This is a genomic window from Castellaniella sp. WN (genome assembly GCF_054457555.1).
This window is the reverse complement of the sequence record NZ_JBTKZC010000001.1, coordinates 742,031-755,560: the sequence shown is the minus strand read 5'-3', so window position 1 is coordinate 755,560 and position 13,530 is coordinate 742,031. Positions and strand designations below refer to the sequence as shown.

Sequence of the window (13,530 nt, the reverse complement as noted above, 5' to 3'; positions counted from 1 at the left end):
CATGCCACAGTTTTTCATCGAACGACCGATCTTCGCCTGGGTGGTGGCGCTGGCCATCGCCCTGGCCGGCATCCTGGCCATTCCCAACATGGCGGTGTCACAGTACCCCGATGTCGCACCGCCCACGGTAAACATCAACGCCACCTATCCGGGCGCCTCGGCCTCCGAGGTCGCCACCAGCGTGGCCAGCGTCATCGAAAACGAGCTGAACGGGGCCAAGGGTCTGCTGTACTACGAATCGGTCAGCGATTCCAACGGACAGGCCGGGATCACCGTCACCTTCGCGCCGGGTACGAATGCCGACCTGGCCCAGGTGGATGTGCAGAACCGCCTGTCCAATGCGACGGCCAAGCTGCCAGCGGCCGTGACGCAACAGGGCCTGAAGGTCAGCCAGTCGAATTCCGGCTTCCTGATGGTGGTCACGCTATCGTCCAAGGACGGCTCCGTCGACCAGTACGCCCTGGCTGATTACATCACGCGCAACATCCAGAACCCGATGTCGCGAATCAAGGGCGTGGGCAAATTCCAGTTGTTCGCCGCGAGCCGCGCCATGCGCGTCTGGGTCGATCCGCAGAAACTGGTCGGTTATGGCCTGAGCATGTCCCAGGTCAACAATGCCCTGGCGGCGCAGAACCTGGTGATTTCCGGCGGCCTCCTGGGCTCTCCTCCGAACCCGGACACCCAACGCACGGTGACGCCGCTGACCGTCAACGGACAGCTCACCACGCCGGAGGAATTCGGCGACATCGTGCTGCGGGCCAATCCGGACGGTTCCTCGGTCCGCATCCGTGATGTCGCCCGGGTCGAACTCGGCTCGGACAACTACCAGTTCGGCGCCCGTCTGAACGGCAAGCCCACGGCGGCCTTCGCCCTGTCGCTGACGCCCTCGGCCAACGCCCTGGAAACGGCCAAGCTGGCCAAGGCCAAGATGGCCGAGCTGTCCCGATTCTTCCCCGACAACATCACCTACCAGATTCCCTACGACACCTCGCCCTATATCGACCTCTCCATCGAGCAAGTGGTCCATACCCTGTTCGAGGCCATGGTGCTGGTGTTCGTGGTGATGTTCGTGTTCCTGCAGAACGTGCGCTACACGCTCATCCCCGCGCTGGTGGTGCCGGTGGCGATGATGGGGGCCTTCACCGTGATGCTGGCTCTGGGATTCTCCATCAACGTGCTGACCATGTTCGCCATGGTGCTGGCCATCGGGATCCTGGTGGACGACGCCATCGTGGTGGTGGAGAACGTCGAGCGCATCATGGCCGAGGAAGGCCTGTCGCCGCGCGAAGCCACCAAGAAGGCCATGCCGCAGATCAGCGGCGCCATCGTCGGGATCACGCTGGTGCTGACCACGGTGTTCCTGCCGCTGGCCTTCATGTCCGGGTCGGTGGGGGTGATCTACCGCCAGTTCTCCGTGGCCATGGCGGTGTCCATCCTGTTCTCCGCGCTGCTGGCGCTCAGCTTCACCCCGGCGCTGTGCGCCACCCTGCTCAAACCCATTCCCAAGGGCCACCATGAGTCCAAGGGCGGCTTCTTCGGCTGGTTCAACCGCGGCTTCGAGCGCTCCACGCAGGGCTATACCCGCTGGGTCACGCGCAGCCTGAAGCGCACGTTCCGCATGATGCTGGTCTTCGCCCTGCTGGTGGGCGTGATGGGCTGGATGTTCGTGCGCTTGCCCACGTCGTTCCTGCCTGAAGAGGACCAGGGCTACGTGATCGCCAATATTGAACTGCCCTCGGGAGCCTCGTCCAACCGCACGGTGGAAATCATCGGGCAGGTTGAAAAGTACTTCATGGCCCTGCCGCAGGTGGCCAACATCATCGCTGTCCAGGGCTTCAGCTTCAACGGCAACGGCCTGAACGCCGCCATCGCCTTCGTACCCCTGAAGGACTTCTCCGAACGCAAGGGGCCGGCCGACTCGGCGCAGGCGATTTCCGGCACCGCTATGGGCAAGCTGCTGTTCGGCCTGCCGGACTCCATGGTGATTTCCATCACGCCGCCGGCCATTTCCTCGCTGGGCAATGCCTCGGGCTTCGACCTGCGCCTGGAAGACCGCAGCGGCGTGGGCAGCGATGCTCTGCAGGCCGCCACCCAGCAGTTGCTGCAGCTGGCCTCGCAAAGCCCCATCCTGACCGGTACGCGCATCACCGGCCTGGGCGCGGGCCCGCAACTGAAGGTGGAAATCGACCGCGCCAAGGCCGCCGCCCTGGGAGTGGACTTTTCCGAGGCCGCCAGCCTGATCTCCACGGCGATCGGCTCGGCCTATGTCGGCAAGTTCACCAACCAGGGCTGGGTGCAGAACATCTGGGTCCAGGCGGAGCAGAGCGCCCGCATGAACCCGGACGACATCCTGCGGCTCAACGCGCGCAACGCCAATGGCGACATGGTGCCGTTGTCTTCGTTCGTGTCTCTGGAATGGACCCGGGGTCCGGTCCAGGTCGTGCGCTACAACGGCTATGAATCCATCCGGATCGGCGGTTCGGCCGCGCCGGGCTACTCCACCGGGCAGGCCATGGCCGAAATGGAGCGCCTGATCACCCAGCTGCCGTCCGGGCTGGGCTATGAGTGGACCGGGCTGTCCTATCAGGAAATCCAGGCTGGCAGCCAGTCCGCGATTCTGATGGGATTGTCGATCCTGGTGGTCTTCATGGTGCTGGCCGCCCTGTACGAAAGCTGGGCCATCCCGCTGTCGGTGATGCTGGCCGTCCCTCTGGGCATGTTGGGCGCCGTGCTGCTCAGCAGCCTGATGGGCAAGGACAACGACGTGTATTTCATGGTCGGGATGGTGACCGTGATCGGCCTGGCGGCTAAAAACGCCATCCTGATCGTGGAGTTCGCCAAGGACCTGTACGCCAGCGGCGCGGGCCTGGCCGAGTCGGCCATCGAGGCCGCGCGGCTGCGTTTCCGCCCGATCCTGATGACCTCCTTCGCCTTCATCCTGGGGGTGGTGCCCCTGGTGACCGCCAGCGGCGCGGGCGCGGCCAGCCAGAACGCCGTGGGCCTGGGCGTGCTGGGCGGGATGCTGGCGGCCACGCCGCTGGCCGTACTCTTCGTGCCGACCTTTTTCGTGGTGATTCTGAAATTGTTCAAGACCAAACCGAAACTGCTGGGCCACCAGGCGCCGCACATCCCCTCCACCGACGAGTCCGGCGCGGGAGAACGGACATGATGAATCGACGTCTCTCCGCGCGTGTCCTGGCCGTCTCCACGCTGAGCCTGGCGCTGGGCGCCTGCTCGCTGGCGCCCACCTACCACCGGCCGGCCGCGCCGGTGCCCGAGCGCTTCCCGGTGACAGCCGCCGACGCGGACCAGGCCGCGCTGCCAGCCTGGCGGGATTTCTTCCAGGATCCCCGGCTGCAGGCCCTGATCGGACTGGCGCTGAAGAACAACCGCGATCTGCGCATCGCCGTGGATCGGGTCGAAGAGGCCCGCGCCCAGTTCGGCATCGCCCAGAGCGATCGTCTGCCGACCATCGGCGCGCAGGGCTCGGGGCAGGTCACTCGCACGCCGGCCGACATGCGCAACGGCGGCGCCGACGCCAAGTCCGTCAGCCGCAGCTACGTCGCGGGCGTGGGCATGACGGCCTTCGAGCTGGACTTCTTCGGCCGCGTGCGCAATCTCAGCGAGGCCGCTTATCAGTCCTACCTGTCCACCGACCAGGCGCGCCGCACCGTGCAGCTCGGGCTCATCGCCCAGACCGCCGAGGCCTACTTTCGCCTGCGTTCGGCCCAGGTCCTGCACGACCTGATGGACAAGACCCTGGAGGCCCGCAAGGGCACGCTGGACCTGGTCCAGTCCCGTTTCGACGTGGGGGTCGCCTCCGACCTGGACCTGGCCCAGGCCCAGTCCCAGTACGATACGGTGCGCGCCGACCGCATCGCTACCGAGCGCGCCATGGCCCAGGCCGGCAATGCCTTGCAGCTGATCCTGGGCGCGCCGGTGCCCGATGGCCTGCCGGAACCCCGGCCGTTCGGCCGCGAGCAATTGCTGCATTCGCTGCCCGCCGGCCTGCCGTCGCAACTGCTGGAGCGCCGTCCCGATATTGTGGGGGCCGAACATGATCTGATGGCGGCCAACGCCCAGATCGGCGCCGCCCGCGCGGCCTTCTTCCCGCGCATCTCCCTGACCGGGCTGCTGGGCTTCGCCAGCCCCGAGCTCGACGCGCTATTCGGCGGCAGCCACCGTTACTGGCAGTTCTCGCCCCAGATCCAGATGCCGCTGTTCTCGGGCGGGGTCAAGGGCAACCTGGACCTGGCCAAGGCGCGCAACAACATCGCCGTGTCGGCCTACGAGAAAGCCATCCAGACCGCGTTCCGCGAGGTTGCCGATGGCCTGGCGGGCGAGGCCACCTACAGCAATCAGCTCGACGCGCTGCGCGCCACCGAGGAATCCGCGCTCAAGGCTCTCAAGCTGGCTCAAGTCCGCTACGAGACCGGCGTGGACAGCTTCCTGCAGGTGCAGTCCGCCCAGGTCGCTCTGTACAGCGTGCAGCAGCAGTTCATCCAACTGGGCACCGATGCGCTGTTCAACCGCGTCGAGCTGTACAAGGCGCTGGGCGGGGGCTGGTCGGCCGATGACCTGTCGGGGGCATCCTGATGGAACTGGGTGTCAATATCGACCACGTCGCCACCCTGCGCCAGCAGCGCCTGACGACATACCCCGACCCTGTGCAGGCCGCCTTGCGCGCCGAGGACGCCGGGGCCGACCTGATCACCCTGCACCTGCGGGAGGACCGGCGCCACATCCAGGACGCCGACGTGCGCGCCATCCGGCCGATCCTGCGCACGCGCATGAACCTGGAATGCGCCATCACCCCGGACATGCTGGCGATCGCTTGCGACATCCGTCCCCGGGACGTCTGCCTGGTGCCGGAGAACAGGCGCGAACTGACCACCGAGGGCGGCCTGGATGTGCTTGGCCGCTACGACGAAGTCGCGTCCGCCGTGGCGCGGCTGCACGACGTCGGTATCCGCGTGTCCCTGTTCATCGATCCCGAGGCCGATCAGATCGCCGCCGCCGCGCGCGCGGGCGCCCGGGTGATCGAGCTGCACACCGGCGCCTACGCCGACGCGCCCGACGCCGGGTCGCGGGCCGCCCAGATGGAACGTCTGCGCGCCGCCATCGCCGTCGGGGTGGGCGAGGGCCTGCGGGTCAACGCCGGCCATGGCCTGCATTACGACAATGTCGAACCCATCGCCGCTCTGTCGGGCATCTCGGAACTGAACATCGGCCACGCCATCGTCGCCCAGGCCGTGTTCGACGGCTGGGAACCGGCCATCCGGCGCATGAAGGCCCTGATGATCCGGGCATCCTGTCCATAGCGTCCTGGAGCCTGTCCCCATGTCCCCCTTCTTCGATGTCCTCCTCGGTCGCCGGTCGGTCAAGTTCGTTCAGGCGCCCGGTCCGACCGACGAGCAACTGGACCTGATCCTGCAGGCCGCCCTGCGCGCACCCGATCATGGTGCCGTCAAGCCCTGGCGCTTCGTCCTGGTGCGCGGCACCGACGTGCCCTCCCTGGTGGATGTAGGTGTGCGGGCCGGCGTCGTCGCGGGCGAGCCCCTGTCGCAGTCGAAAGTGGACAATGCCCGCAAGTGGCTGTCCAAGGTGCCGCTGGTGATCGCCCTGGGTTGCCGTCCGGACCCTGCCGGCCGAATCCCCGAACACGAAAGCCTGCTGGCCGTGGGCGCGGCGGCGATGAACATGCTCAACGCCGCCCATGCCCTGGGCCTGGGCGCTTTCTGGAGCACCGGCATCGGCACCTACCTGGATGGCGTGGGCGAAGCCCTGGGCTTTGACCCCCTGGACGAACGCTTCATGGGCTACCTGGCCATCGGCACGCCCATCGACGCGCCCGGCCCGATCGAGCGGCCGGACTGGCGGGATCATGTATCCGAGTGGCACGCCCCCGTGCCCGGCGCCTGAGCACGCGCGCACTCTTCAAGGCCTTCCAGGATCGGGCAGTCCGGCCGGTCGTCACCATGGCAGCGTTGCGCCAGTTCGCGCAGGGTCGCCGCCATGTCGCGCAGCAGGGCGGCCTTGGCCTCCAGCGACTCGATGTGCGCCAGGGCCAGGCGTTTGACCTCCGCGCTGGCGCGTCCGCGGTCCCGCCACAGGCCGATCAGTTCCGCGATCTGTTTCAATGAAAACCCCAGGTCGCGCGCGCTGCGGATGAACCGCAGCGCATGCAAGTCGGCCTCGCCATATTGCCGGTAGCCGGCGGCGCTGCGGGCCTGCGGGACGAGCAGGCCTTCCTGCTCGTAGTAGCGGATCATCTTGGGGCTCAGCCCGGTGCGGGCGGCCGTCTCGCCGATCGTGAGCAGTTCCCGGACGGGGGCATCGGCGTGGCGCTGGTGGAATTCAGCCACGGCGGTTCTCCAAGGGCAGCCATTTCAGGCGCAGGGCGTTGAAGACGACGAAGACGCTGGACAGAGCCATGGCGCCAGCCCCCAGCATGGGCGAGAGCTGCAGCCCCGTGAAGGGATACAGGGCGCCGGCCGCCACCGGGATCAGGGCGGCGTTGTAGGCGAAGGCCCAGAACAGGTTCTGGCCGATGTTGCGCAGCGTCAGCCGCGACAGCGCGACAGCGCGGGCGACCGAGTTCAGGTCTTCGTTCATCAGTACCACGTCGGCCGACTCGATAGCGACGTCGGTGCCCTGGCCGATGGCGATTCCCACGTCGGCGGTCGCCAGGGCGGGCGCGTCGTTGATGCCGTCGCCCACGAAGGCCAGGGCGCCGGCATCGTGCCGCAGCGCCCGCAGCAGTTCCGCCTTGTGCTCGGGCAGGGTCTGGGCGTGGACGATGTCGATGCCCAGCTCCCCGGCCACGGCCCGGGCGGCGGCCTCGTGGTCGCCGGTGATGAGCGCGGTCTTCAATCCCAGTGCATGCAGGCGGTCGATGGCCTCGCGGGCGCCGGGCCGCAGCGTGTCGGCCACCGCCAGAATCCCCGCCGGCTGGCCGTCGCGCGCCGCCAGGAAAACTGTCTTGCCCTGGCTGGCCAGTGCCTGGACCCGCGCTGTGACGGAGTCCTCGACCGGCACTCCGTGGCCGCGCATCAGGGCCTCGTTGCCCAGCAGCCAGTCGTGGCCTTCGACCCGGCCTCGCACGCCCGCGCCGGTGAGCGCCGTGAATCCTTCCACCGGCGTCAGGGGCAGTGCTTCGGCCTTGGCCGCCTCCATCAGCGCATGCGCGATGGGGTGTTCCGAGGCGCTCTGCACGGAGGCCACCGCCGTCAACAGGGCGGAGCGGTCCAGGCCATCCAGGGGCAGCGCGTCGCTGAGCGCCGGGCGCCCCAGGGTCAGCGTGCCGGTCTTGTCGAAGGCCGCGACCCGGACGTTGCGCAGGCGCTGCAGCGCGTCGCCCTGGCGGAACACGATGCCCAGGCCGGCCGCGCGGCCCGTGGCCACCATGATCGAGATCGGCGTCGCCAGTCCCATGGCGCAGGGGCAGGCGATGATCAGCACCGCCACTCCGGCGATCAGCGCGTGCGTCAGCCGGGGCTCCGGCCCCCAGAGGAGCCAGCCCAGGAAGGCCAGCACGGCCAGTCCCATCACGGCCGGCACGAACCAGCCGGTGACCCGGTCCACCAGACGCTGGATCGGCAGCTTGGCGCCCTGGGCCTGCTCGACCAGGCGGATGATGTGAGCCAGCACCGTGTCGGCGCCGACCTGCGTGGCGCGCATCACCAGGCCGCCGCGCGTGTTCATCGTGCCGCCGATCAGGCGGTCGTCCGCGCGGCGCGCGACCGGCATGGACTCGCCCGTGATCATGGACTCGTCCACCCAGGACTCGCCTTCGACGACCGTGCCGTCGACCGGGATCTTCTCGCCGGGCCGCACACGCACCTCGTCGCCGACGGCCAGCGCATCGATCGGCAGCTCGGCCCAGTCGCCGCCGCGTCGCGCCCAGGCCGTGCGCGGTCGCAGACCGATCAGATGGCGGATGGCGGAACCGGCCCGGCCCCGGGCGCGGGCTTCCAGCCAGCGGCCCAGCAGGATCAGCGTGGCGACGACGGCGGCGGCCTCGAAATACAAGTGGCGGGCCTCGTCCGGGAAGAGGGCGGGCGCGGCCGTCACCAGCGAGGAATACAGCCAGGCGCTGCCCGCGCCCAGGGCGACCAGCGTGTTCATGTCCGGTCCCAGGTGCCACAGGGCCTTGAACCCCCGGGTGAAGAAGGCTCGGCCCGGCCCGGCCAGCACGGCGGTGGCGAGCACGAACTCGATCCAGGCCAGCGTGCGGGGAGCGACCAGGGTCTGGATCCCGTGGTGCAGGGCGGGAATCAGGTGCCCCCCCATCTCGACCAGGAACACCGGCAGCGTCAGCAGCAGGGCCAGGAAGAAGCGCCGGCCGGCGGCGGCGTCCTCGCCCGCGTCGTCCGTGGGCGGCGAGGGGGCTTCGCGGCTGAGCACCTGCGCCTGATAGCCGCGTTTTTCCACGGCGGCGACCAGTGCCCGGGGATCGACGCCCTCGGCCGCGAGGGTGACGTGGGCGCGGCGCGTGGCCAGGTTGACGCTGGCCTGGGACACCCCGGGGACTTTGGACAGAGCCGTTTCGACCCGGCGCACGCAGGAGGCGCAGGTCATGCCTTCGACCTCCAGATCGAGGGAGGACGGGGCGGGCAGGGCGGACATGGTCGGACTCCGGTTCATGACGAGGATTTTAGAATGAGGCTTGACCTTGTGGTAAGGTCAAGGGAGTATTGCGAAACCGGCCGATCCGGGTGCCGCACCTCCAAACTCATGGAAAAGAAATGACGATTCGCATCGGCAGACTCGACCACCCCACCTGCGGGCCTGCGGCGTGCCGGTGCTCGACGGCCCGGTGCCGCGCACGGGCGCGACGGGCAGGATCACCTCGGTGTACTTCCGGGATCCGGATCGGAACCTGATCGAAGTGTCGAGAGCATGCACAATCCCCCGCACCCCGGCGAGTTCATCTCCGGTATCTATCTGGAGCCCAACGGCATCAGCGGCCGGGAGCTTGCCGAAAAACTCGGCGTCGCGGCAAGCTGGTTTGCCATGCAGGATGCGCATGACCTGTGGGTGGCGCGCCAGCACGTCGATCTGGACGGGGTGGGCAAACTGAAGCTGGCCGTGGCTTGAGCGTTGCTTCCGCCCGTCCGGGGCTTGAGCTTCCCACAGGGACAAGGTTTAAGATGGCTGACATCTCTTTCCAGGAGCCTTCCCCATGAAGACCGAATTCATCGTTTCCGACATGACCTGCAACCATTGCGTCCAGACCATCACCCGGGCCGTGCAGGACGTGGCGCCGGACGCGACCGTGCACACGGATCTGGCCGCGCACCGCGTCACGATCGAATCGGCGGCGGACGCGGCGGCGCTGCGCGCGGCGATCGCCGAGGAAGGCTACGACGTTCAACCGGCCTGATCGAGCGGCACCCTCACAGGGCAAGTCTCCCGGCTTGCCGCCTTCCTCTCCTTCGCTCAGCAGGCGGTCCACCTATGAATGCACACCACATTGACTGCGACGTCGCCATCGTCGGCGCCGGTTCGGCGGGCCTGCCGGCTTATCGCGAGGTCCTCAAGGCGGGCCTCAAACCCTTGTTGATCGAAGGCGGACCGCATGGCACCATGTGCGCGCGCGTGGGCTGCATGCCGTCCAAGCTGCTGATCGCGGCGGCCCAGTCCGTGGCCGACATGCGCCATGCGGACGGCTTCGGCATCCGCATGGATGGCCCGCCGCGGGTGGACGGCGCGGCCGTGATGGACCGGGTGCGGCGCGAACGCGACCGTTTCGTGGGCTTCGTGGTCGATGATGTGGAGGCCATGCCGCCGGAGCACCGGCTGGATGCTTCCGTGGAGTTCCTGCGCGATGGCGTCCTGCGGGCCGCCGACGGCCGCGAAGTGCATGCCGGGCGCATCATCCTGGCCACCGGCACCCGGCCGAACGTGCCGGACCTGTACCGGCCATTGGGCGACCTGGCGATCGTCAATGACGATGTGTTCGACTGGCGCGACCTGCCGCGCAGCGTGCTGGTCGTCGGCTCCGGCGTGATCGGCGTCGAACTGGGCCTGGCGCTGGCGCGCCTGGGCGTGCGGGTGCGGGTGCTGAACCGCTCCGGCAGCTTCGCGCACCTGGCCGATCCCCAGATACGCGAGGCCGCGGTGGCCTTGCTGGCGCCGGAACTGTCCCTGGTCCAACAGGCCCGGGTCACGACGGTACGCCGCGAAGGCGACCAGGCCGTGGTGGGCTGGTCGGCCGACGGCGGGCCGGAAACCGTCGAACGTTTCGACTGCGTGCTGTTGACGGCGGGCCGCCACCCGGCCCTGGATTCGCTGCGTCTGGAGCGCACCACGATGCCGCTGGACGAGCGCGGCCGGCCGCATTTCGATCCGGCCACGCTGCAGGTCCATGGCCAGCCGGTGTTCCTGGCGGGCGACGTCACCGGCCGACACGCCATCCAGCATGAGGCGTCCGACGACGGCCGCCTGGCCGGGCGCAACGCGGCCGCCTGGCCCGACGTGCGGGCGCTGCCGCGCCGCGCGCCCATGGCCGTGGTGTTCAGCGATCCGCAGATCATGCAGGTGGGCGGCGGCCATGCGGCGCTGGACGATCCGGACGCGGCCGCCATCGGCGAGGTCGACTGGACGCGCCAGGGCCGTTCGCGCGTCATGCAGCGCAACCAGGGGCTGCTGCGCGTTTACATGCGGAAATCCGATCGGCGCTTCCTGGGCGCGGAAATGGTCGGGCCGGACGCGGAGCACGTCGCCCACTTGCTGGCCTGGGCCCTGCAGATGGAACTGACGGTGCCGGACATGCTGAAACTGCCGTTCTACCATCCAACGATTGAAGAAGGCATCCGCACGGCGCTGCGCGACGCCGCGCGGCAAGTATCCTGAAGGTTCAGTTCAGCAGCGGTTTCAGGGCGGCCAACAGTTCTTCCCGGGATTCGCCGTCCGAGGCCAGCCAGACGGCCTTGCCTTGCTGGTCGAAGGCGTAGATCCCCCGGCTGTGGGCGACCTCGTAGGGGGCGTCCGGATGTCGAGGGTCGGGACGTTCGATCTGGTAGGCGACCCGGTAGCGCCGGGCGAGTGCCGCGATGGCCTGTTCATCGCCCGTCAGGCCGATGGCATGGGGATCGAACTGGTCCACGTAGGTCTGCAGGATGTCGGGCGTGTCCCGATGGGGATCGACGCTGACGAACAGGATGCGCACCTGGTCGGCCTTGGGGCCCAGGGCCTCGGTTACCTGGGCCAGCTGCGCCATGGTCGTGGGGCAGATGTCCGGGCAACTGGCATAGCCGAAGAACATCAGCACCACCTTGCCGGCGAAGGCCCGCTGCGTGACGGTCGCGCCACCCGCGCCCTGCAGCGAGAACTTCAGGTCCGGCAGGAAGCCGCGCACCGGATGGACGGCGGCCAGCGCCAGGCTCGTGCCGGCCAGCCAGAGTCCCAGTGTGATCAGCAGGCGCCGGACCGGAGTCATGCGCTTTCTTCCAGCAAGCCGCTATGCCGCAGCAAGGCATCGATGCTCGGATCGCGACCGCGAAACGCGCGGAAGGACTCCGCCGCCGGGCGCGAGCCGCCGACGGCGATGATCTCGTCCAGGTAGCGGCGGCTGGTGGCCGGATCGAATACGTCGCGCGTGCCGTCCGGGCCGGGCCGGGCGGCTTCCTCGAAGGCGGCGAAGGCGTCGGCCGACAGGACCTCGGCCCACTTGTAGCTGTAGTATCCGGCGCCGTAGCCGCCCGCGAACAGATGCGAGAAGGCGTGCGGGAAGCGGTGCCAGGCGGGCGGGATCAGCAGCGCGACTTCCTGGCGGACCTGGTCCAGGGTGTCCAGGACTTCGCTGATCGACAGGCCGCTGGAGCGCGTGTGGATCAGCATGTCGAACAATGCGAATTCGACCTGGCGCAGGGTCTGCAGGCCGCTCTGGAAATTGCGCGCGGCGATCATGCGGTCGTACAGGTCGCGGGGCAGGGGCTCGCCGGTGTCCGCATGGCGGGTCAGGGACTGCAGCACATCCCATTCCCAGCAGAAATTTTCCATGAACTGGGAGGGCAACTCGATGGCGTCCCATTCGACGGCGGCGAAGGCGGCGGCGCCCGGGTCGTCCACCCGGGACAGCAGCGTGTGCATGGCGTGGCCGCTTTCGTGAAACAGGGTGATCACGTCGTCGTGGGACAGCAGGGCTTCGCGACCGTCCTGCGGCGAGGGGAAATTGCAAGTCAGCCAGGCCAGCGGCGTGTGCAGGTGTCCGTCATGCGCGCGGCGGCTGCGCTCGCTGTCCACCCAGGCGCCGCCCTGCTTGCCGGGGCGGGCGTACAGGTCCATGCCCAGGCGGCCGAGCTCCCGGCCTTCGGCGTCCAGCACCCGGTAGATGTGCGCGTCGGCGTGCCAGGCAGGCGCGTCGGTGATTTCCAGGCGTACGCCGAACAGGGTGCGAATCACCTGGAACAGGCCGTCCAGCACCCGGGATTCCGTGAAGTAGGGACGCAATTCTTCGTCGGAATAGGCATAGCGGTTTTCACGCAGGCGTTCCGAAGCGTAGGCGATGTCCCAGGGTTCAAGGGGGGCGAGTCCGAGCTCGCGGGCGGCGAATGCGCGCAATTCGTCCAGGTCGCGCCGTGCGCTGGACCGGGCGCGGGCGGCCAGCTCGCGCAGGAAATCCAGCACCTGGCCGGCGCTGTCGGCCATGCGGGTCTCCAGGCGCAGGCTGGCGAAGTCGGCGTGGCCCAGCAGGGCGGCTTCTTCGGCGCGCAGGGCCAGCAATGTTTCGATGGATTCGGAATTGTCGAAAGCCGGATTGCCCTGGTCCGAGGCCCGCGTGGCGTGCGCGCGGTACAGGGTCTGGCGCAGTTCGCGGTCCCGGGCATGCAGCATGACCGGCAGGTAGCAGGGCATGTGCAGCGTCAGCTTCCAGCCGGATTCGCCCGCCGATCTGGCGGCCTGGGCGGCTGCGGCGACCACGTCCGCGGGCAGGCCGTCCAGGCGGGTCTCGTCAGTGATCAGCAGGGACCAGCCGTCGGTCGCGTCGAGTACGTTTTCGGAGAACTTCTGGGATACCTGCGCCTGCAGCTCGGCATTGCGAGCGTAGGTCTCGCGCGCGGCGCCTTCCAGTTCGACTCCGCTCAGGCGGAAGTCGCGCAGCGCCAGCTCGACGATGCGGCGGCGGGTCGGCGACAGGCCGGCGAACGACGGGCTTGCCGCCAGTGCGCGGTAGCGTTCGTACAGGCCGCGGTGCAGTCCCACCCAGGTGGAGAACTCGCTCATCAGCGGCAGGCAGGCATTGTAGGCGGCGCGCAGGTCCGGCGTGTTCACCACGCTGTTCAGGTGTCCGGCGATGGCCCAGGCGCGATGCAGGCGCTCGGACGGATCCTCGATGGCCTCGACCAGATTGTTCCAGTCGGGCGGATCCGTGCGCGCGGCAGCGGCCTCGATCGCGGCGCGCGAGGCCTCGACCAGCTCGCGCACGGCGGGTTCGATGTGCTCGGGCCGGACGGCGCCGTAGTCCACGAATGCCTCGGCCGGGACGAGGAGGGGATTGCCGGCGGTTCGGGTACTGTTCATGCG

The 13,530-nt window shown here is 68.6% G+C and carries 11 protein-coding genes and 1 pseudogene; 8 read left to right on the top strand and 4 right to left on the bottom strand.

Annotation, left to right across the window (positions count from 1 at the left end):
- Position 1 precedes the first annotated feature (1 nt).
- From ACTPOE_RS03450 to ACTPOE_RS03435, 4 genes are read left to right on the top strand one after another with little or no spacing between them, the layout of a single operon-like run.
- The gene (locus tag ACTPOE_RS03450; RefSeq protein WP_458870812.1) at positions 2–3,169 is read left to right on the top strand and encodes a multidrug efflux RND transporter permease subunit; all 3,168 of its coding nucleotides are present in this window, start codon (positions 2–4) and stop codon (positions 3,167–3,169) included.
- Positions 3,169–4,596 (top strand): efflux transporter outer membrane subunit, encoded by a 1,428-nt coding sequence (locus ACTPOE_RS03445; protein WP_458872743.1) that lies wholly within the window; start codon positions 3,169–3,171, stop codon positions 4,594–4,596. Before ACTPOE_RS03450 ends, ACTPOE_RS03445 begins: the two co-directional genes overlap by 1 nt.
- On the top strand, positions 4,593–5,321 hold the full coding sequence (gene pdxJ, locus ACTPOE_RS03440; protein WP_458872742.1) for a pyridoxine 5'-phosphate synthase: 729 nt from the start codon (positions 4,593–4,595) through the stop codon (positions 5,319–5,321). Before ACTPOE_RS03445 ends, pdxJ begins: the two co-directional genes overlap by 4 nt.
- A gap of 19 nt (positions 5,322–5,340) precedes the next feature.
- Entirely contained in the window at positions 5,341–5,922 is a 582-nt protein-coding gene (locus ACTPOE_RS03435; protein ID WP_458870811.1) for a nitroreductase family protein, read from the top strand.
- Here ACTPOE_RS03435 and cueR read toward each other — a convergent pair.
- Together cueR and ACTPOE_RS03425 are read right to left on the bottom strand one after the other, a co-directional pair.
- Positions 5,883–6,365, bottom strand: a complete 483-nt coding sequence (gene cueR / locus ACTPOE_RS03430) for a Cu(I)-responsive transcriptional regulator (protein WP_458870810.1) — start codon at positions 6,363–6,365, stop codon at positions 5,883–5,885. The two genes, ACTPOE_RS03435 and cueR, sit on opposite strands and share 40 nt — an antisense overlap.
- Positions 6,358–8,628 carry a heavy metal translocating P-type ATPase gene (locus ACTPOE_RS03425; RefSeq protein WP_458870809.1) on the bottom strand — a complete coding sequence of 757 codons (2,271 nt, stop codon included), beginning with the start codon at positions 8,626–8,628 and terminating at the stop codon, positions 6,358–6,360. The genes cueR and ACTPOE_RS03425 overlap by 8 nt, the downstream gene beginning before the upstream one ends.
- 154 nt (positions 8,629–8,782) lie before the next feature.
- On the opposite strand from ACTPOE_RS03425, the pseudogene ACTPOE_RS03420 reads away from it, so the two are divergent.
- The 4 genes and pseudogenes from ACTPOE_RS03420 to ACTPOE_RS03405 all read left to right on the top strand — a co-directional run.
- Positions 8,783–8,896: pseudogene (locus ACTPOE_RS03420) on the top strand (VOC family protein); the annotation flags it as partial.
- Between the two features lie 5 nt (positions 8,897–8,901).
- The gene (locus ACTPOE_RS03415) at positions 8,902–9,099 is read left to right on the top strand and encodes a helix-turn-helix transcriptional regulator (RefSeq protein WP_458870808.1); all 198 of its coding nucleotides are present in this window, start codon (positions 8,902–8,904) and stop codon (positions 9,097–9,099) included.
- Positions 9,100–9,184: 85 nt separating this feature from the next.
- A complete protein-coding gene (locus ACTPOE_RS03410; protein ID WP_458870807.1) occupies positions 9,185–9,385 on the top strand; it encodes a heavy-metal-associated domain-containing protein in 201 nt (66 codons plus the stop codon).
- Positions 9,386–9,459: 74 nt separating this feature from the next.
- A complete protein-coding gene (locus ACTPOE_RS03405) occupies positions 9,460–10,857 on the top strand; it encodes a dihydrolipoyl dehydrogenase (RefSeq protein WP_458870806.1) in 1,398 nt (465 codons plus the stop codon).
- A 4-nt stretch (positions 10,858–10,861) separates the two neighbouring features.
- Here ACTPOE_RS03405 and ACTPOE_RS03400 read toward each other — a convergent pair whose 3' ends face one another.
- Together ACTPOE_RS03400 and ACTPOE_RS03395 are read right to left on the bottom strand one after the other, a co-directional pair.
- Positions 10,862–11,443, bottom strand: coding sequence for an SCO family protein (locus ACTPOE_RS03400; RefSeq protein WP_458870804.1), 582 nt, complete (start codon positions 11,441–11,443; stop codon positions 10,862–10,864).
- Positions 11,440–13,527 carry a M3 family metallopeptidase gene (locus ACTPOE_RS03395; RefSeq protein WP_458870803.1) on the bottom strand — a complete coding sequence of 696 codons (2,088 nt, stop codon included), beginning with the start codon at positions 13,525–13,527 and terminating at the stop codon, positions 11,440–11,442. Before ACTPOE_RS03395 ends, ACTPOE_RS03400 begins: the two co-directional genes overlap by 4 nt.
- Positions 13,528–13,530 lie beyond the last annotated feature (3 nt).